The sequence below is a fragment of the Dactylosporangium sp. NPDC000244 genome, from assembly GCF_040300725.1.
In the GTDB taxonomy this organism is placed as follows: Bacteria; Actinomycetota; Actinomycetes; order Mycobacteriales; family Micromonosporaceae; genus Dactylosporangium.
Map to the genome: position 1 here is coordinate 148,350 of NZ_JBEPEH010000008.1, position 16,763 is coordinate 165,112.

Genomic DNA, 16,763 nt, shown 5'->3' on the forward strand with positions numbered 1-16,763 from the left:
CCAGGTGGACCGGCGACCGGGGCCGGCGCGGCCGGGCGTGCGTCGGCGGCCCGGACTGGTCCTTCGGGCGGGCGTGGGGCGGCGGCTCGGAGCGGTCCCTCGGGTGACCGTGGGCGGTGGCCCGGAGCGGTCTCTCGGGTGGTTCGTGGGCCGTCGTTCGGAGCGGTTCCTCGGGTGGCCGTGGGGCGGCGCTCGGCGGCGGGCGCGAGTCCGCGGGGCCGGGCGGCTCGTGGGCCATCACGTGGCGCCAGTGACATGCCGCATAGCCGACGGCCCGGTGCCGGCCCGGGAGTCGGCGGCGTGAACGGGCCGAGGGTGGTTTCCGTCACCTGGCGTTTTGCAATTCGTCCGGATTTGCCCCTTGTTCGTGTCACCCGGACCGTGATTCGATTGACTGGCCCGGAACGGAGGTGACGGCGTGAGTGTCGTCAAGCGCCTCGCCAAGCTCGCGACCGTGACGGTGATCGCGGGCACGGTCGGCGGGGCCGCCGTGCTCGCAGCGCAGGCGGTTGCCGCCCGCACCCGCACCTACGCGAAGCCCGACATGCGGCTCGCGATGCGCTCGTCGATCGGGGGTGCCGGGAAGCCGCCCATGCGCCTGGTGCTGCTCGGCGACGCGACCGCGCTCGGCGTGGGGGTCGAGCGGGTGGCGGACACCGTCGGCGGCCAGCTCGCGGCGCTGCTGGCGAGCGGTGCCTCGGGGCGGCGGGTCGAGCTCTCCAGCGTCGCCGTGGCGGGGTCACGCTCCTCCGACCTGGCCACTCAGGTCGCCCGGGCGCTCGTCGGGCCGGTGCCCGACGTGGCCCTCATACTCGTCGGCACCGACGACGTCACCCACCCCGGCCGCACCTCGGACGCGGCCGAGCACCTCGGGGCGGCCTGCCGGCGGCTGCAGGACGCGAGCATTCCCGTGGTCGTCGGGACCTGCCCCGACTTCGGCGCGCTGCGTGCCTTCGCGCCGCCGTTGCGGCAGCTCCTGGGGCTGCGGAGCCGGCGGATGGCCCGGCTCCAGGCGGCCGAGGCGGGGGCCGCGGGCGCGGTGGTGGTCGACCTGGGGGCGCGCACCGGGGCGGTGTTCCGGGCGGATGCGGGGACGCTCTGCCATGACGGCTTCCATCCGTCGGCGGACGGGTATCGGGTCTGGGCGCACGCGCTGCTGCCCGCCGTCGAGGAGGCCGCGGCGGTGCGCCGGGCCGCGTAGGACCGGCAATCGTCGGGCGGCCTGCCGCGAGGACTTGCAGCCGGGAGACGGCGACCAGCCGTGCGCCGGGCCGCGTAGGACCGGCAATCGTCGGCCGACCTGTCGCGAGGACTTGCAGCCGGGAGACGGCGACCAGCCGTGCGCCGGGTTGTGCGGGACCGGCCGGCGTAGGGTGACCGGCCGCGAGCCCTCTGTGCAGGGCTGGGACGGGAAGGGTGACCCTCCGCGGGCCTGGCAGCGTCGGCGCGCCAGCGCCCAGCGGTGTCTGGCGGGAGCGACGGTCCGGACCACCGCGGACCCGAGTCATGGTCCCTGGGATTACGCACGTCGTGTGACAATTTTGGCTGGACGAAGGCGGATGGGCCGGGGTTACCTCGAAGTAGCATCCGAGGTATGCCGGAAGCTGTCATCGTTGCCACCGCCCGGTCCCCGATCGGCCGTGCCGTCAAGGGATCGCTGCGCGACCTCCGCCCCGACGATCTTGCCGCCACCATCGTCCGTGCCGCTCTCGACAAGGTGCCGCAGCTCGATCCGCGCGCGATCGAGGACCTCTACCTGGGCTGCGGCCTTCCCGGCGGCGAACAGGGCTTCAACATGGCCCGCGTGGTGAGCACGCTGCTCGGGTTCGACCACCTGCCCGGCGCCACGACCACGCGGTACTGCGCATCGTCGCTGCAGACCACGCGGATGGCCTTCCACGCGATCAAGGCCGGCGAGGGCGACGTGTTCGTCTCGGCCGGGGTGGAGTGCGTGTCGCGGTACGCCCGCGGCAACTCCGACGCCCTCCCGCCCGACGCGCAGGCGGCGGTCGGCGGGCCGTGGCAGAACCCGGCGTTCGCGGACGCCTACGCGCGCACCACCAAGCGCTCCGAGGGCGGCGCCGACGCGTGGCACGACCCGCGCGAGGACGGTGAGCTGCCCGACATCTACATCGCCATGGGGCAGACCGCCGAGAACCTGGCCGAGCTCGAGGGCGTGACCCGGCAGGACATGGACGAATTCGGCGTCCGATCGCAGAACCTCGCCGAGGAGGCCATCAAGAACGGCTTCTGGGCCCGCGAGATCACCCCCGTCACCACCCCGACCGGCGAGGTCGTCTCCACCGACGACGGGCCGCGGGCGGGCGTCACGCTCGAGGGCGTGGCCGGGCTCAAGCCGGTGTTCCGGCCCGACGGCCGCGTGACCGCCGGCAACTGCTGCCCGCTCAACGACGGCGCGGCCGCGGTGGTCATCATGAGCGACACCAAGGCCCGCGAGCTCGGGATCACGCCGCTGGCCCGGATCGTCTCCACCGGCGTGACCGCGATGTCGCCGGAGATCATGGGCATCGGCCCGGTCGAGGCCTCGCGCAGCGCGCTGCGGCGGGCCGGGATGACCATCGACGACGTCGACCTCGTCGAGATCAACGAGGCCTTCGCCGCGCAGGTCATCCCGTCGTACCGGCAGCTGGGCATCCCGCTGGAGAAGCTCAACGTGAACGGCGGCGCGATCGCGGTCGGGCACCCCTTCGGCATGACGGGCGCGCGCATCACCGGGACGCTCATCAACTCGCTGAACTGGCACGACAAGTCCATCGGCCTCGAGACGATGTGCGTCGGCGGCGGTCAGGGCATGGCGATGGTGCTGGAGCGCCTGAGCTGAATTGCCTTTCTTGGGGGAGCTCCGCTCCACCCAAACCCCCTCCCACACGTTGGTCGCCGTAGTCGGTTGCGGGAGCCGGGATCGTCTCAGGTCCCGGCCTCCACAAAGCGCACCCGGGGCGCTTACTCCAGTGGGGCCGGGACGGCGACCACGTCCACCAGGGCGTCCTTGCGGAGCACCGTGATCGGCAGTCTCGTGCCGATCGCGGGGCCGAGCATCAGCCGCAGCACGTCCTGCACGCCGGTGATGGGTTTCCCGCCGGCGCTGAGCACGACATCGCCCACGTAGAGCCCGGCCAGGCCGGCCGGGCTCCCTGGCACCACCTCGGCCAGCCGCAGCCCCTTGGACTGCCCCAGGCGCTGCGCGAGGGGCGGCGGCAGCGGGACGGTGGCCCCGGCGACGCCCAGCCAGGCGCGCCGGACGCGGCCGGTGGCCATCAGCTCGGACATGATCAGGCGGGTCGTGCCGTTGATCGGCACCGCCAGGCCGAGCCCGATCCCGGCCACGGCGGTGTTGATCCCGACGACCCGCGAGGCCGAGTCGGCCAGGGCGCCGCCCGAGTTGCCCGGGTTCAGAGCCGCGTCGGTCTGGATGACGTCGTCGATGAGGCGGGCGTGCCGCCCGTCGCGCACCGGCAGCGAGCGCCCGAGCGCCGAGACCACGCCGGCGGTGACCGAGCCGGCCAGGCCCAGCGGGTTGCCCACCGCCACGACGAGCTGGCCGATGCGCAGGTCGTCGGCGTTGCCCAGGGTCGCCGGCGGCACCCCGGCCTCGCGGATGCGCAGCACCGCCAGGTCCGCGAGCGGGTCGGCGCCGACCACGTCGAAGCGGGTCTGGGTGCCGTTGGTGAACTCGGCGACGCCCCCGTCGGCCTCGGCGACGACGTGCGCCGAGGTCAGGGTGAAGCCGTCCGGGGTGTAGACGACGGCCGAGCCGGCGCCCTCGCCGCGGCGGCTGCGCACGGTCAGGCTGGCGACGCTCGGCAGCAGGGTGGCCGCCACGGTGGAGACGACCCGGCTGTACGCGTCGAGCGCATCGATTTCGGGGTCCATGCCGGGAGAAACACCGGGGATGGCCCTGCAATGCCGCCCGCCGTTACGCCAACAGCGATACCGCCGGCAGGTCGAACCACCGCAGCGCCTCGAAGTTGGCCGACACGACCCCGTCCGGCTCCGCCTCGGCGGGCAGCGACTCGAACAGCTCCCGGGCGTAGCGCAGGTAGCCGGCCAGGTCGGACTCGGGCGCCCGCTCGTGGTGCGAGGGCCAGGTCAGCTCGCCGGAGTCCGAGTAGGACAGCTCCGACAGCCGCAGCGGGGGCTCGACCACGCCGTCGCGGTGCTTCCACAGGCCCGTCCGCGGGTCGAAGCGGTACTGCGGCAGCAACGCCCACCCGTGCGTCGCCACGAGGTGGACGGCGTCGACGATGTACCGGAAGACCGCCTCGGAGATGAAGTAGTTGAAGCTGACCCGCACCCAGCCCGGCTTGATGCCCTCGCAGCCGGCGATGATCTCCTGCTCGAAGCGGTGCGAGCGCTCGATGTCGATGCCCAGCAGCCGGTGGCCGTAGGGGCCCGCGCACGAGCAGCCGCCCCGCGACTGGATGCCGAACAGGTCGTTCAGCAGCGAGACGACGAAGTTGTGGTGGAGGTACCGCCCCCGGGGCTTCTTGATCACGAAGGACACGATCGACAGGCGGGGCGCGTCCAGGTTGCCCAGGATCTCGAGGTTGGGGTTGGTCTGCCACGACGCGATCGCCTCGCGCAGGAACCCCTCCTCCAGGGCGCGGATCGTGTCCGTGCCGACCGCCCGCTTGAGCTGGAACACCAGGCCCGCGCGGATCGACTCGACGATCGCCGGGGTGCCGCCCTCCTCGCGGTGGGCCGGGTCGGCGATGTAGTGGTGGTCGGTCGGATTGACGTAGTCCACGGTCCCGCCGCCGGGCACGGTGGGGACCCGGTTGGTCAGCAGCGCCCGGCGCACGACCAGCACACCCGGCGTGCCGGGGCCGCCGACGAACTTGTGCGGCGAGATGAAGACGGCGTCCTTGTCGTACATCTCGATGTCGATGTAGGGCGCGGCGGCCGCGAAGTCCCAGAACGACAGCGCCCCGTGCTCGTGCAGCAGCGCCGAGATCGCGTGCGTGTCGCTGACGATCCCGGTCACGTTGGAGGCCGCCGAGAACGATCCGATCTTCAGCGGTCGATCGGCGTGCCGCACGAGTTCGGCGCGCAGCCGGTCCAGGTCGATGTGGCCGTTGTGATCCTCGGGGATGACGACCACGTCCGCGATGGACTCCCGCCACGGCAACTCGTTGGAGTGATGCTCGAAGGGGCCGATGAACACGACCGGGCGATCGGCGGCCGGGATGCGCGCCGAGAGCTCGTAGCGGTCCTCCAGCGCGGCCGGCACCCGCAGGCCGAGGATGTGCACCATCTTGTCGATCGCCGCGGTGGAGCCGGATCCGGTGAAGATCACGACGGTGTCGGCGTCGCCGCCCACGGCCTCGTTGATGATCTGGCGCGCGTCCTCCCGCAGGCGGGTCGTCTGCAGGCCGGTGCCGGACGATTCCGTGTGCGTGTTGGCGTACAGCGGCAGAACCTCGTCCCGGACGAAGCGCTCGATGAAGTCCAGCGCCCGGCCCGAGGCGGTGTAGTCCGCATAGGTCACCCGGCGCGCGCCGAAGGGCCCCCGCATGACCTGGTCATCGCCGATCACCGCGGCACGAATGCGCTGCAAGAGGGGGTTCTGCATGGCCGTCATCATCCCAGGCGCCACGCCGTCCTCTTTCGTGTGGTCGGGAGAATGTCGCACTGCTTGTCCGCTCCACTGGAGGGTCGGACTGTTTAACGTTTCGTCCGGAGGTGCTCAGGAAGCCTCATGAGACTGGGGGTAGGGAAGTTGGTCAGTGTTGACCAGTCCGAGCCAACAGACGTCGTCGATCGACTCCTGTGGCGGGACGCCACGCAGATCCTGAGTCGGCACAGCGAGTCCGACGGGGAGGGGCTGTGCCTCTGGTGCGGGCGGGAGTGGCCCTGTGCGCCGCGCCGGCTCGCGGAGAACGCCGCCGAGGCCTCGCGCCGCCCCTGGAACGAGGCCTGGACCGCGCGTCACGACCTCTACAGCCTGCGGACCATGCCCGACTGGCGGATCGACCTCGGCAAGCCGCGCTCGCGCGGCGGCTGGCATCGAGCCGGCGGAAATCGGGGAACCTTCCTGTAACACGATCGTTGATACCAGCGGAGACTTCGGCGCGCCCCGCCAGTGCAACGCAGTCCCGCGACACAAAGACCCGCCCGGACGCGGTTGCCGACATGCCTCCGTCGGCTCCGAACGCCTCCGGCCAGGCGTCCTCCCCAGGGAACGGGCGGGTCTACCCGGCAGGCGAGGGCACTTCTCGTGGTTCCCCCGCATATATCGCGAAAATGTGCCCTCGCCTGCCAAAACCCTTCATGTGGTACCTCGAGAGCCCCGGCTGCGGCCGGGGCTCTTCTTGGCTGATTTGAGTAACTCTCAGCTATTTCGCTGCTACTTTGCGTGATGTAAGCCCTCAGTCAGCTTTGCTGTGGCGACCACCGGAGGAGACCACACATGAACCACCCGAAGACGCGTCTTCGCACCTGGCGGACTCGGGCCGCCCTCGTCGGCGGCACCGTCACCGCAATGATCGCGGCCACCGCGGCCCCCGCCCTGGCGGCGACGGTGCCCCTGACGCTGAGCTCGGCCACGGGCCCGAGCGGCGGCGGCAACACCATCACCGCCACGGCGACGACCAACATCTTCACCACCGCGATCACGCCGGTTGTGGAGTTCCAGTACGTCGGCACCGGCACGGCGGCGAGCTGCTCCGCGACCTACCTGGCGCCGGCGGCGGTCGCCGGCACCGTCACGGGCGGCGCCTTCGTGCAGAACGCCGGCGTCATCGCCGCGACGACCGTCAAGAAGCTCGGCACGAACGCCACCAACAAGATCGCCGTCACCGTCCCGGCCGGCGTCGTGCTCGGCAGCAGCGGCGGCACGAACCAGTCCACGGCGAAGTACAACCTGTGCGTCTACACGGGCACCACGACCGGCGCGTCCGGCAGCCCGCTGATCGGCAACGCGGCGTACGCGATCGCCGGGCAGCCGACGCTCACCACCGTGACGCCGTCCACCGGCCCCGCGCTGGGTGGCAACACCATCACCGTCGCCGGCACCAACTTCCCGAGCACCGGCATGACCGGCACGCTGGGCGGCCTGGCGCTGAGCAACATCGTCGTCGCGACGGGCGGCGCCAGCTTCACCGCCACCGTGCCGGCCCACGCCGCCCAGACGGGCGTGTCGCTGATCATCAACTCGGCCGGCGGCATGGCCACGAAGACCACGGCGTACTCGTACACCAACGGCATCGTGATCTCGCCGAACACCGCCCCGCAGAACACCGTGGTCGACGTCGACGTCCAGGGCGTCGGCTTCTCGGCGATGGACTTCACCAGCTCGAACACCGTCGGCACGATCGACACCAAGGCGCACGTGTACCTGGTGCCGGGCAAGTACGACCCGACGACGAACTCGAGCAACAAGACCCTCGGCGGCGTCGCGGAGTGCGGCAGCGTGCTGGTCGTCAGCGACACCGAGCTCATCTGCACGATGGACCTGCACGACAGCCTCGACGACACGACCGGTGCGGCCGTGTCGGGTACGCCGGTGCCGAAGGGCACCTACACGCTGACGGTCGTCAACGACGGCTCGGTCGGTGCGCAGTCCGGCACCGGCTACAGCGTCTCGCTGATCGTCAGCGGCGCCACCTTCACGGTGTCCGACTACTGATCGAGCGTGCGCTACTGATCCAGCACAGCAAAGCGGCCCGGGAGCTCAGCTCCCGGGCCGTTTGCTGTTTGTCGTGCGTGATCAGCCGAGCTCGGACCACGTCCGGTCGATCGCGGCCACGCTGTCCGCCTCCGACGGGTGGCCGCTCTGGTCGATGAGCACCGTGAAGACGCTCTTCGCGGCGCTCACCCGCCAGCAGATCAGCATGTTCGGCTTGTGCGAGACCGGCTGGTTCGCGCTCAGCCGGAAGTTCTGCGAGCACTGCGCGTCGCCCACCGCGTGACCGTCGTCGGCGACCCAGGCCAGCTCGCGCTGCCCGGTGAGGTCGGCGTGCGCGCTCACGATGCGCAGCGTGGTCTTGCCCGGACCCGTCGTCTCGCTCACCGAAGCCGAGGCCGAGGCCCCGCCCGGTGCCGGCGGGAGTGGCGGCCGCACGTTGTTGCTGGCCATCGCCGCGGCGGAGCGGGCCGCGCCGATGCGCTGCTCGCTCGTCATCGGGCTCGGCGTAGCCGTGGTGTCCATGGCCGCGGCGCCCGGCTCGCTCGTGACCGCGCCGGCCGATGGGGCCGGGGCGGCCGACGGGCCGGTGTCGTCACTGGCGGCCACGGACGGATTGCCTGCGGCCACGTTCTGCGCGGCCGCCCTCGCGACCGGGTCGGTGGCGGCCCCGGCGCTGGTCTGCAGGGCCATGAAGCCCCCGACCCCCAGCATCGCCGCCAGCCCGACGCCCCCGAGCACGAACGGCCGGCGCCGCCGTGCCCACCGGGGCACCCTCTCATCCGCTGACTGATGGTTCTTCGCTTCGGCACGACGTTCGTCGGCGTGGCCCATACTCTTCAGTCCCCCGCGTGTGTCACTGCTTCGATGGCCGGCCGCCCGTGCGGAAGCCTCCGCGGGGCGGCCTCAAGCCCCGATCATCCCACCGAAGTAGTGACAAAAACCCCCAAATCAGCTACCTCGGCAGCGTGGCGGCGCTGATGGGGCAGGTCATGCCGTTGGATGGCGGCCGCGTGCCACACTGCTCGCCGTGCCGAGCCGGCCCGGTGATCTGCGCCGGAGTCGGTGCGCTCCTGTTCGGATTCCGGCGCGGAACCGTGCTCGGGGCCGGTGCCCTGACCCTGGTGCTGGCCGTGGTCGCGGTGGGCAGCCTGATCAGGACCATCCGGAACGGCCCGTCCGCCGCGGACGAGGGTGGCGACGCGGCACCCGAGGCGGCCGAGCCCGACTGGCTCTCCACGGGCGAGGTCGAGGCGCGTGTCACCGGAACCCGCCGGCGCTACCTCGCCCGATTCGCGATCCTTGCGCCGGCCGTCGAGGCGATGGGTCGCGAGGAGCGGCGGATCGCGGCGGCGCTGAGGTTTCTCGGCATGCCGGAGTCGACGGTCGGGAGATGTGGTCGTGGCGATCCCCAACGGAGGGCCGCCTCGGTGTGACCATCTCCCTCGACCCGGTCGAGGAGAACATCGACTGGGAGGTCGTCGAAGAGGTCCACCACCCGATCGCGCCGGATGCGGTGACCTTCTTCGCCGAGCTGGGGCACCGCATCCGCAAGGGCCGGAACAAGGGCGAGCTCACCGACGCCTGGCTGCGCCTGCTGCAGCGGGCAGAGCTTCTCCAGTAGCCCGCAGACAGTCAGGCTGCCGCCTGCCGGTGCCGTCAGCCTCGCATGTCGTAGTAGAGCACGCCCAGCCACAACAGCGCCCAGGCCACTAAGGCCAGCGCGGCGAGCAGGAGCATCGTCATGACCAGAAGGCTCACGAAGCCACCGGAAAGCGACAGCACCCTCCGCCACCGGGGAGGACGGGGCTCGGCTTCCTCGTCTTCCATATCGAATACGATCATGCTGACAATGTAAGCCGCGCCGGCATCGGCCGGCGCGGCGGCTTCGCTATATCGCAAGCAAGGCCAGGCGGGCAGGGTGCCAACACGGCTGGCGACCGCCTGACCGCCCGCGCGTTTCCACGCCCACGGACGCCCCAGACCGCCATGAATATCCGCGCGCCGGTCCGACCGTCGGCCGGTACAGTGCGCGTCGCCGCCTCGTCGAGGCGGCGCGGCGGCCGTGGCGTGGCTGCTCACCGGCGCGGCTGCGCACAGCTCATCACGCGGCGAGGACATGGTCGGCTACGTGTACGTAGCGCTCGTCGTCCCCGGCGTGTTCTGGGGGCGGCACTGGCTGCGCCACGCGCCCACCCACGAGCGCGACGCCGGGCGCGGGCTCGTCGCCTTCGGGCCGGTGCTCGTCGTGCTCCTGCCGCTGGTGGTCGGCTTCGGGCTGGCCGTCATTCCGCGGCTGTTCGGCGAGCAGTACCCGGGAGAGGAGCGAGCACGCCGCGCAACGCTCGAGCTGCGGGGCGTACCGAACAAACGTTGAAGTTGTACGTCTGGCCCGATCTGATTGTTCCGTACAAGATGGCCGCCAGCGTGGCTGGCGGCCATCTGGTTCCGGCAGGTCAGACGGCGTCAGGGACCGCTGCGACGCCGATGGGGCAGGTCATGCCGTTGGGGCCGTGGTTGCAGTAGCCACCCGGATTTTTGGCGTCGGAGAGGTACTGCTGGTGGTAGTCCTCCGCGTAGTAGAACGGCCCGGCCGGCCCGATCTCCGTCGTGATCTCGCCGTGGCCCGTGTTCTGCACGACCGGCGCGAACGCCGCCCGCGAGGCCTCGGCCACGGTCGCCTGGGCCGGCGTGGTGGTGTAGATCGCTGAGCGGTACTGGGTGCCGACGTCGTTGCCCTGGCGCATGCCCTGGGTCGGGTCGTGGTTCTCCCAGAACGCCTTGAGCAGCGTCTCGTACGACACCTTGGCCGGGTCGTAGACCACCTGCACGGCCTCGGTGTGCCCGGTGCGGCCCGAGCAGGTCTCCTCGTACGTCGGGTTCGCCGTGAAGCCGCCCTGGTAGCCGACCGCGGTGGAGTACACCCCCGGAATCCGCCAGAAGATGCGCTCCGCGCCCCAGAAGCAGCCCATGCCGAAGTAGGCCACCTCGAGCCCGGCGGGCCAGGGGCCGCGCAGCGGGGTGCCGAGGACGGTGTGCTTCGCGGCGACCGGCATCTCGGTGTCGCGCCCGGGGATGGCCGACTCGGCGGTCGGCAGGTCAAGCTGCTTGTTGTACCGCAGGAACACGATCCGCTCCTTAAAACTTGAGGCTCTCGGGCTCAAGTTTGCCGCGAAATGCGCCGCGATGCCTTATGAGCTCATTACGGCGGAGACCTTCTCCGAGAAGGAGAACGCCTCCTCCTCGCTCGCGTATTTCGTCCGCGGCCAGAAGAAGCCCTTGAGGCCGTCGCCCTTCGTCCGCGGTACCACATGCGTGTGCAGATGGGCGACGCTCTGTGACACCCGGTTGTTGATGGCGACGAAGGTGCCGCCCGCGGACAACCCGGTCTCGACGGCCGCCGCGATCCGCTGGACGAAGGTGAAGTACGAGGGGATGTCCGCCGGGTCGAGATCGGTCAGCGTCACCACGTGCGCCTTGGGCACCACGAGCACATGGCCCTTGAACACCGGGCGGATGTCGAGGAAGGCGGCGGCGGTGTCCGTCGAGGCCACCAGGTAGCCGGGCGAGGCGCCCGACGCGATCGAGCAGAACAGGCAGTCCGACACGATCGCCAGCCTAGTCGCGACTACTGTCGGCCCATGACCCACGGCTTCGAAACCCTCGCCATCCATGCGGGGCAGGACCCGGACCCGGCAACCGGAGCGGTCGTCCCGCCGATCTTCCAGACCAGCACCTATGCCCAGGACGCCGTCGGCAGCCCGCGGCTCGGGTACGAATACAGCCGCACCACCAACCCGACCCGCGACGCCCTGCAAGAGTGCCTCGCCGCGCTCGAGGGCGGCCGCCGCGCGCTCACCTTCGCCTCCGGCCTCGCCGCCGAGGACACGCTGCTGCGCACGGTCTGCCGCCCCGGCGACCACGTCGTCATCCCCGACGACGCCTACGGCGGCACGTTCCGCCTCTTCTCCAAGGTCGCCGAGCGCTGGGGCCTGACCTGGAGCGCCGCCTCGATCCACAGCGTCGACTCGATCCGCGCCGCGATGACCGACCGCACGCGGATCGTGTGGGTCGAGACTCCGACCAACCCGCTGCTGGGCATCGCCGACATCGCCGCGCTGGCCCAGGTCGCGCACGACCGCGGGGCACTGCTGGTGGTCGACAACACCTTCGCCTCGCCGTATCTGCAGCAGCCTCTGCACCTGGGCGCCGACCTCGTCGTGCACTCGACGACGAAGTACATCGGCGGGCACTCCGACGTCGTCGGCGGCGCGCTCATCGGCGCCGACGAGCAGCTGATGGGCGAGCTGGCGTTCCACCAGAACGCGATGGGCGCGATCAACGGCCCGTTCGACGCGTGGCTGACCCTGCGCGGCATCAAGACCCTCGGCGTGCGCATGGACCGCCACTGCGACAACGCCGAGAAGGTCGTCGAGTTCCTGTCGCGGAACAAGGCCGTTTCGCAGGTGTTGTACCCCGGGCTGCCCGAACACCCCGGGCACGAGACGGCGGCCAAGCAGATGCGGCGCTTCGGCGGCATGGTGAGCTTCCGCGCGCAGTCCGAGGAGCACGCGGTCGAGATCTGCAACCGCGCGCGCCTGTTCGTGCTCGGCGAGTCGCTCGGCGGCGTCGAGTCGCTCATCGAGCACCCGGGCCGGATGACGCACGCGAGCGCGGCCGGCAGCCCGCTGGAGGTGCCGGGGGACCTCGTCCGGTTGTCCGTCGGAATCGAGACGATCGACGATCTTCTGGCCGATCTGGAGTACGCGCTCGCTCGTTGACACACTTGACCGCACCATGGACGGGTACGGAAGGTGTCATCGATGCTGGACCGCGCAACCACCTGGGTAGGGGCCACGGCCAGGGAGATCGCCCGTGCGGTGCGCCGCGGCGACACCTCGGCCACGGCCGTCGTCGCCGATCACCTGGACTCCATCCGCGCCTACGACCGGATCGTCGGCGCCTTCCGCGAGGTCCGCGGGGGCGCCGCGATCGCCGAGGCGGAGATCGTCGACGACCAGCCGAACCTCGCGAACCTGGCCCTCGCCGGGGTGCCGGTCGCGGTCAAGGAGAACGTCCCGGTCACGGGGCTGCCGACGTGGAACGGCTCGGCCACCGCGCGCTGCCCCGTGGCCGACCGCGACCACGAGGTCGTCCGGCGGCTGCGCGGGGCCGGGGCGGTCGTCGTGGGCGTGACCCGGATGCCGGAGCTGGGCATCTGGGCCACCACCGACGACGCCGGCACCGTCACGCGCAACCCGTGGCGGACCGACCGCACGCCCGGCGGCTCCTCGGGCGGCTCGGCCGCGGCGGTCGCGGCCGGGCTGGTGCCGATCGCACACGGCAACGACGGGCTCGGCTCGATCCGCATCCCGGCCGCCTGCTGCGGCATCGTCGGGCTCAAGCCCGGCTCGGGCTCGGTGCCGGCCGGGATCGGGAGCAACGACTGGTACGGGCTGGCCGAGAACGGCATCCTGGCCACCACCGTCGCCGACGCGCACCTGGGCTACTCGGTGCTGGCCGGGCGCACCCCGCACGCGCTCACCGAGCCGGCCCGGCTGCGGGTCGCCGTGTCGCTGCGCAGCCCGGTCGCGGGGGTGTGGCCGGACGCCGGGTCGCGCAAGGGCCTCAGCGATGCGGTACGGCTGCTGCTCGCCCATGGCCACGCCGCCGTGCGCGCCGACCCGTCGTATCCGCCCGCGCTGGCCGCCCGGGTGCTGTCCACCTGGTTCGGGGCCGCGAGCCTCGACGCCGCGGAGCTGGACAAGGCCGCGCTGCAGCCGCGGACCCGCCGCCACGTGGCCCTCGGCGAGCGGGCGCTCAAGCAGGGCCTGGTCCGCGACGCCGACCGGGCGACCTGGCGGGAGCGCTGCCGCAACTGGTTCGGCGACGGCGGCTTCGACGTGCTCGTGACCCCGGCGCTGGCCGCCGCGCCCCCGTCCGCGGACCGCTGGTCGGCGCGCTCGTGGGCCGCGAACATGCTGGTCAACACCCGCTACGCGCCCTATGCGGCGCCGTGGAACTTCGCCGGCTTCCCCGGGCTCGTGTTCCCGGTCGGGGTGCGCCCGGACGGGCTGCCGGCCGCGGTGCAGCTCGTCGGCCCGCCCGGGTCGGAGCCGCTGCTGCTCGCCCTGGCCGGGCAGCTGGAGCAGGCCTCGCCCTGGCGCCGGCATGCGCCCGGGTGGCCCCGCGTCGCCGCGCGGCGCCGATGATCCGGGCGATCTCGGGCCTGGCGGCGGCCGCGATGCTCGGCGTCGCGGCCGCGGCGCTGGTCAATCTCGGGATCGCGTTCCTGCCCCTGGCCGATCTGCATGCGGTACATCACCCCGGCGTCGAGTCCGCCACGATCGCCCTGTTCCTGCGCTGGTTCGCCCGGACCCTGCTCGTCGGGTGTCTGTTGATAGCCGCCGTGGCCTGGGCCGGTTGGCTGCTTCGGGCCCGCGGCAATCTGGTCGCCTTCGGGGTCCGGTCGCGCCGGGTCGTCGACAGCGTCGGGCGGGCACCGGACCTGCGTCGCCGCGTGACGATCCTGCAGTGGGTCTTCTACGGCACGGCGTCCGTGGCGCTGGTGTGGGTCTGGGTGGCCTGGCTGGCGGGGCACGAGACCGCGGCGGAGATCGCCTCCGTACGCGACCAGGCCCGGGCCGGGCACCCGGTGGACGACGCGCTGGCCGCGCACCTGTTCGGGCGGGAGCTGATCCTCTATCTGCCTCCGGCCGCCCTGTTCGTTCTGGCCGCGGGGGCCGCGCTCTTCCTGATCGCCAATGTGACCAGCGCGCAGTACGGACGGGTGGCCCGGCTGCGCGGAGTCGTTGGTGGGACGATCGGGCCATGACCGTCTCCTCGGATCTCGTGACGCTGGCCGAGATTGAAGCGGCACGGCACCTGCTGGCCGGCGTGACCCGCCTGACCCCGGTGGAGCCGAGCCGGCCACTGACCGCCAAGCTCGGCGGCCCGGCGTGGCTCAAGTGCGAGAACCTCCAGCGCGCGGGCTCGTTCAAGGTGCGCGGCGCATACGTCCGGCTCGCCCGCCTCTCCGCCGAGGAGCGCCGCCGCGGGGTCGTGGCCGCCAGCGCCGGCAACCACGCGCAGGGCGTCGCGCTGGCCGCGGGGCTGCTCGGCATCAGCAGCACGGTCTACATGCCGCACGGCGCCCCGCTGCCCAAGATCGCCGCGACCAAGGGCTACGGCGCCGCCGTCGAGTTCGCGGGCTCCACCGTCGACGAGGCCCTGGTCGCCGCGAAGGAGTTCGCCGAGCGCACCGGCGCCGTGTTCATTCACCCCTTCGATCACCCCGACGTCATCGCCGGGCAGGGGACCGTCGCCCTCGAGATCCTCGAGCAGGTGCCCGAGGTCAAGACCGTGATCACCGGGGTCGGCGGCGGCGGGCTGATCTCCGGGCTCGCCGTCGGGATCAAGGCGCTGCGCCCGGACGTGCGGGTCATCGGCGTGCAGGCCGCGGACGCCGCCGCGTTCCCGCCCTCGCTGGCCCAGGGGCGCCCGGTGCGGCTGGAGAACTTCGGGACGATCGCCGACGGCATCGCGGTCGGCCGGCCCGGGGACATCACCTTCGAGCACGTGGCCAAGCTCGTCGACGAGGTCGTGACGGTCACCGAGGAGGACATCTCCCGGGCGCTGCTCATGCTGCTCGAGCGCGGGAAGATGGTGGTCGAGCCGGCCGGGAGCGTCGGGGTGGCCGCGCTGCTCGCCGGGGTCGTGACGGTGCGGACGCCGGTGGTGGCGGTGCTCTCCGGCGGCAACATCGACCCGATGCTCATGCTGCGGGTGATCGAGCACGGGCTCGCGGCCGCGGGGAGGTACCTCACGTTCACCGTGCGCTGCGGGGACCGGCCCGGGCATTTGGCGAAGTTGCTGACGTACATCGCGGAGCAGGGCGCCAACGTGGTCGACGTGGCGCATCGCCGCCAGGACTCGCGGCTGCAGCTGGGGGAGGTCGAGCTCGGACTGTCCGTCGAGACGCGCGGGTCCGAGCACTCGGATCGCCTGGTCAACGCCCTGCGGTCGGCGGGCTACACGGTGACGTTCGGCGTGTAGCCCGCCGTCCGTAGGGTTCTCGACGCTTGCTCAGCCCGCGAAGGGCTCGAAGGCGATGACCTTCACCGTGATCGCGGCGCCGTTGGGGGCCGTGTAGGTGACGATGTCGCCCTGCTTGGTGCCCAGGATCGCCTTGCCCAGGGCGGACTCCGGGCTGTAGACCGTCAGGTCGGTCGTCGCGGCGATCTCGCGCGAGCCGAGGAGGAACTTCTCCGTGTCGTCCTCGTCGTCGTCGAACTGGATGGTGACGACGGTGCCGGGCGCGACCGCGTCCGAGGTGGGCGCGTCGCCGACGACCGCCTTGCGGAGGAACTCCTTGAGGTACAAGATCCGACCCTCGGCCTTGCCCTGCTCCTCGCGGGCGGCGTGGTAGCCGCCGTTCTCGCGCAGGTCGCCCTCTTCGCGGCGTGCGTTGATCTCGGCAGCTACTGCCGGGCGGTTGGCGATGAGCTCGTCGAGCTCAGCCTGCAGCCGGTCATAGGCGTCCTGCGACAGCCAGGTGGTGGCCTGGTTGCCGTCGGTGGTCGACACTGAAGATCTCCTTACGAGCACGCTCGGGTCAAACCACCAAAGTACCAGTGACTCGCATCACCGCGGCCACTTGAATTTTCCCGGGCGTTACCTGCTTTTCAGCGGCCCGCACGCGGGGACCTCGACGGTGACCGGCCGGTCGCTCGTCGCCAGCCGATATGTGACGTACGCCTCCGCCCCCTCGGGCACGTCCACCTGGGCCAGCCCGACCTCCTGGCCGCTGGCCGAACGCGCCCGCACGCTGCAGGTCGCGCGCTGGTCGGGCTCCTTGCGCACCACGAAGTCGACGGTGATGCCGTCGTCGGTGACGTTGTAGAAGCGCTGGACCTGCGGCTCGAAGTCCTGCGGACCGTACTGCTGGAAGAGCTGCCACGCGATCGCGAGCCCGGCCGCGGCCACCACCGCGGCCAGCACGACCACCAGCCAGCGGCGCCGCGGCAGCGGCTCGCGCCGCCGGCCGTAGCGGCCCGGCGGGTACTTGGCTGTGGTGTGCGTCTCTTTGGCAGTGGTCACGGGAGTGCGTCCTCGTCGT

The 16,763-nt window shown here is 71.8% G+C and carries 19 protein-coding genes; 11 read left to right on the forward strand and 8 right to left on the reverse strand.

Annotated features, from left to right (window positions below):
- Positions 1-418 precede the first annotated feature (418 nt).
- Both ABT369_RS13345 and ABT369_RS13350 read left to right on the forward strand, forming a co-directional pair.
- Positions 419-1,201 carry an SGNH/GDSL hydrolase family protein gene (locus ABT369_RS13345; protein WP_350612007.1) on the forward strand — a complete coding sequence of 261 codons (783 nt, stop codon included), beginning with the start codon at positions 419-421 and terminating at the stop codon, positions 1,199-1,201.
- Positions 1,202-1,594: 393 nt separating this feature from the next.
- A complete protein-coding gene (locus ABT369_RS13350) occupies positions 1,595-2,842 on the forward strand; it encodes an acetyl-CoA C-acetyltransferase (RefSeq protein ID WP_350612008.1) in 1,248 nt (415 codons plus the stop codon).
- Between the two features lie 122 nt (positions 2,843-2,964).
- Here the strand turns inward: ABT369_RS13350 and ABT369_RS13355 are convergent, their stop codons facing one another.
- Both ABT369_RS13355 and ABT369_RS13360 read right to left on the reverse strand, forming a co-directional pair.
- Entirely contained in the window at positions 2,965-3,894 is a 930-nt protein-coding gene (locus ABT369_RS13355) for a S1C family serine protease (protein WP_350612009.1), read from the reverse strand.
- A gap of 43 nt (positions 3,895-3,937) precedes the next feature.
- Positions 3,938-5,593, reverse strand: a complete 1,656-nt coding sequence (locus tag ABT369_RS13360) for an aminotransferase class V-fold PLP-dependent enzyme (RefSeq protein ID WP_350612010.1) — start codon at positions 5,591-5,593, stop codon at positions 3,938-3,940.
- Positions 5,594-5,719: 126 nt separating this feature from the next.
- Here ABT369_RS13360 and ABT369_RS13365 point away from each other — a divergent pair, with 126 nt between their 5' ends.
- The gene (locus ABT369_RS13365; protein ID WP_350612011.1) at positions 5,720-6,061 is read left to right on the forward strand and encodes a hypothetical protein; all 342 of its coding nucleotides are present in this window, start codon (positions 5,720-5,722) and stop codon (positions 6,059-6,061) included.
- Positions 6,062-6,430: 369 nt separating this feature from the next.
- Entirely contained in the window at positions 6,431-7,648 is a 1,218-nt protein-coding gene (locus ABT369_RS13370) for an IPT/TIG domain-containing protein (RefSeq protein WP_350612012.1), read from the forward strand.
- Between the two features lie 81 nt (positions 7,649-7,729).
- On the opposite strand, the gene ABT369_RS13375 is transcribed toward ABT369_RS13370, so the two are convergent.
- Positions 7,730-8,419, reverse strand: coding sequence for a hypothetical protein (locus tag ABT369_RS13375; RefSeq protein ID WP_350612013.1), 690 nt, complete (start codon positions 8,417-8,419; stop codon positions 7,730-7,732).
- 194 nt (positions 8,420-8,613) lie between these two features.
- On the opposite strand from ABT369_RS13375, the gene ABT369_RS13380 reads away from it, so the two are divergent.
- Together ABT369_RS13380 and ABT369_RS13385 are read left to right on the forward strand one after the other, a co-directional pair.
- Positions 8,614-9,081, forward strand: a complete 468-nt coding sequence (locus tag ABT369_RS13380) for a hypothetical protein (protein ID WP_350612014.1) — start codon at positions 8,614-8,616, stop codon at positions 9,079-9,081.
- Positions 9,078-9,269: a hypothetical protein gene (locus tag ABT369_RS13385; RefSeq protein WP_350612015.1), complete on the forward strand. Its 192-nt coding sequence runs from the start codon at positions 9,078-9,080 to the stop codon at positions 9,267-9,269. Before ABT369_RS13380 ends, ABT369_RS13385 begins: the two co-directional genes overlap by 4 nt.
- Positions 9,270-9,304: 35 nt before the next feature.
- Here the strand turns inward: ABT369_RS13385 and ABT369_RS13390 are convergent, their stop codons facing one another.
- Entirely contained in the window at positions 9,305-9,766 is a 462-nt protein-coding gene (locus ABT369_RS13390; protein WP_350612016.1) for a hypothetical protein, read from the reverse strand.
- Positions 9,767-9,776: 10 nt separating this feature from the next.
- Here ABT369_RS13390 and ABT369_RS13395 point away from each other — a divergent pair, with 10 nt between their 5' ends.
- Positions 9,777-10,022, forward strand: coding sequence for a hypothetical protein (locus ABT369_RS13395; RefSeq protein ID WP_350612017.1), 246 nt, complete (start codon positions 9,777-9,779; stop codon positions 10,020-10,022).
- A gap of 79 nt (positions 10,023-10,101) precedes the next feature.
- Here the strand turns inward: ABT369_RS13395 and msrA are convergent, their stop codons facing one another.
- Together msrA and ABT369_RS13405 are read right to left on the reverse strand one after the other, a co-directional pair.
- Positions 10,102-10,773, reverse strand: a complete 672-nt coding sequence (gene msrA / locus ABT369_RS13400) for a peptide-methionine (S)-S-oxide reductase MsrA (protein WP_350612018.1) — start codon at positions 10,771-10,773, stop codon at positions 10,102-10,104.
- A 63-nt stretch (positions 10,774-10,836) separates the two neighbouring features.
- Complete coding sequence (locus ABT369_RS13405) at positions 10,837-11,253, reverse strand: HIT family protein (protein WP_350612019.1); 417 nt, start codon at positions 11,251-11,253, stop codon at positions 10,837-10,839.
- Positions 11,254-11,286: 33 nt separating this feature from the next.
- Between ABT369_RS13405 and ABT369_RS13410 the strand changes: the two genes are divergently transcribed.
- From ABT369_RS13410 to ilvA, 4 genes are read left to right on the forward strand one after another with little or no spacing between them, the layout of a single operon-like run.
- Positions 11,287-12,426, forward strand: a complete 1,140-nt coding sequence (locus ABT369_RS13410; RefSeq protein ID WP_350612020.1) for a cystathionine gamma-synthase — start codon at positions 11,287-11,289, stop codon at positions 12,424-12,426.
- A 42-nt stretch (positions 12,427-12,468) separates the two neighbouring features.
- On the forward strand, positions 12,469-13,857 hold the full coding sequence (locus tag ABT369_RS13415; protein WP_350612021.1) for an amidase: 1,389 nt from the start codon (positions 12,469-12,471) through the stop codon (positions 13,855-13,857).
- Positions 13,854-14,480, forward strand: coding sequence for a hypothetical protein (locus ABT369_RS13420; RefSeq protein WP_350612022.1), 627 nt, complete (start codon positions 13,854-13,856; stop codon positions 14,478-14,480). The genes ABT369_RS13415 and ABT369_RS13420 overlap by 4 nt, the downstream gene beginning before the upstream one ends.
- Positions 14,477-15,700, forward strand: coding sequence for a threonine ammonia-lyase (gene ilvA, locus ABT369_RS13425; RefSeq protein WP_350612023.1), 1,224 nt, complete (start codon positions 14,477-14,479; stop codon positions 15,698-15,700). The genes ABT369_RS13420 and ilvA overlap by 4 nt, the downstream gene beginning before the upstream one ends.
- A 30-nt stretch (positions 15,701-15,730) precedes the next feature.
- On the opposite strand, the gene greA is transcribed toward ilvA, so the two are convergent.
- Together greA and ABT369_RS13435 are read right to left on the reverse strand one after the other, a co-directional pair.
- On the reverse strand, positions 15,731-16,231 hold the full coding sequence (greA, locus tag ABT369_RS13430) for a transcription elongation factor GreA (RefSeq protein ID WP_350612024.1): 501 nt from the start codon (positions 16,229-16,231) through the stop codon (positions 15,731-15,733).
- An 87-nt stretch (positions 16,232-16,318) separates the two neighbouring features.
- Complete coding sequence (locus ABT369_RS13435; protein ID WP_350612025.1) at positions 16,319-16,744, reverse strand: DUF4307 domain-containing protein; 426 nt, start codon at positions 16,742-16,744, stop codon at positions 16,319-16,321.
- Positions 16,745-16,763: the final 19 nt, after the last annotated feature.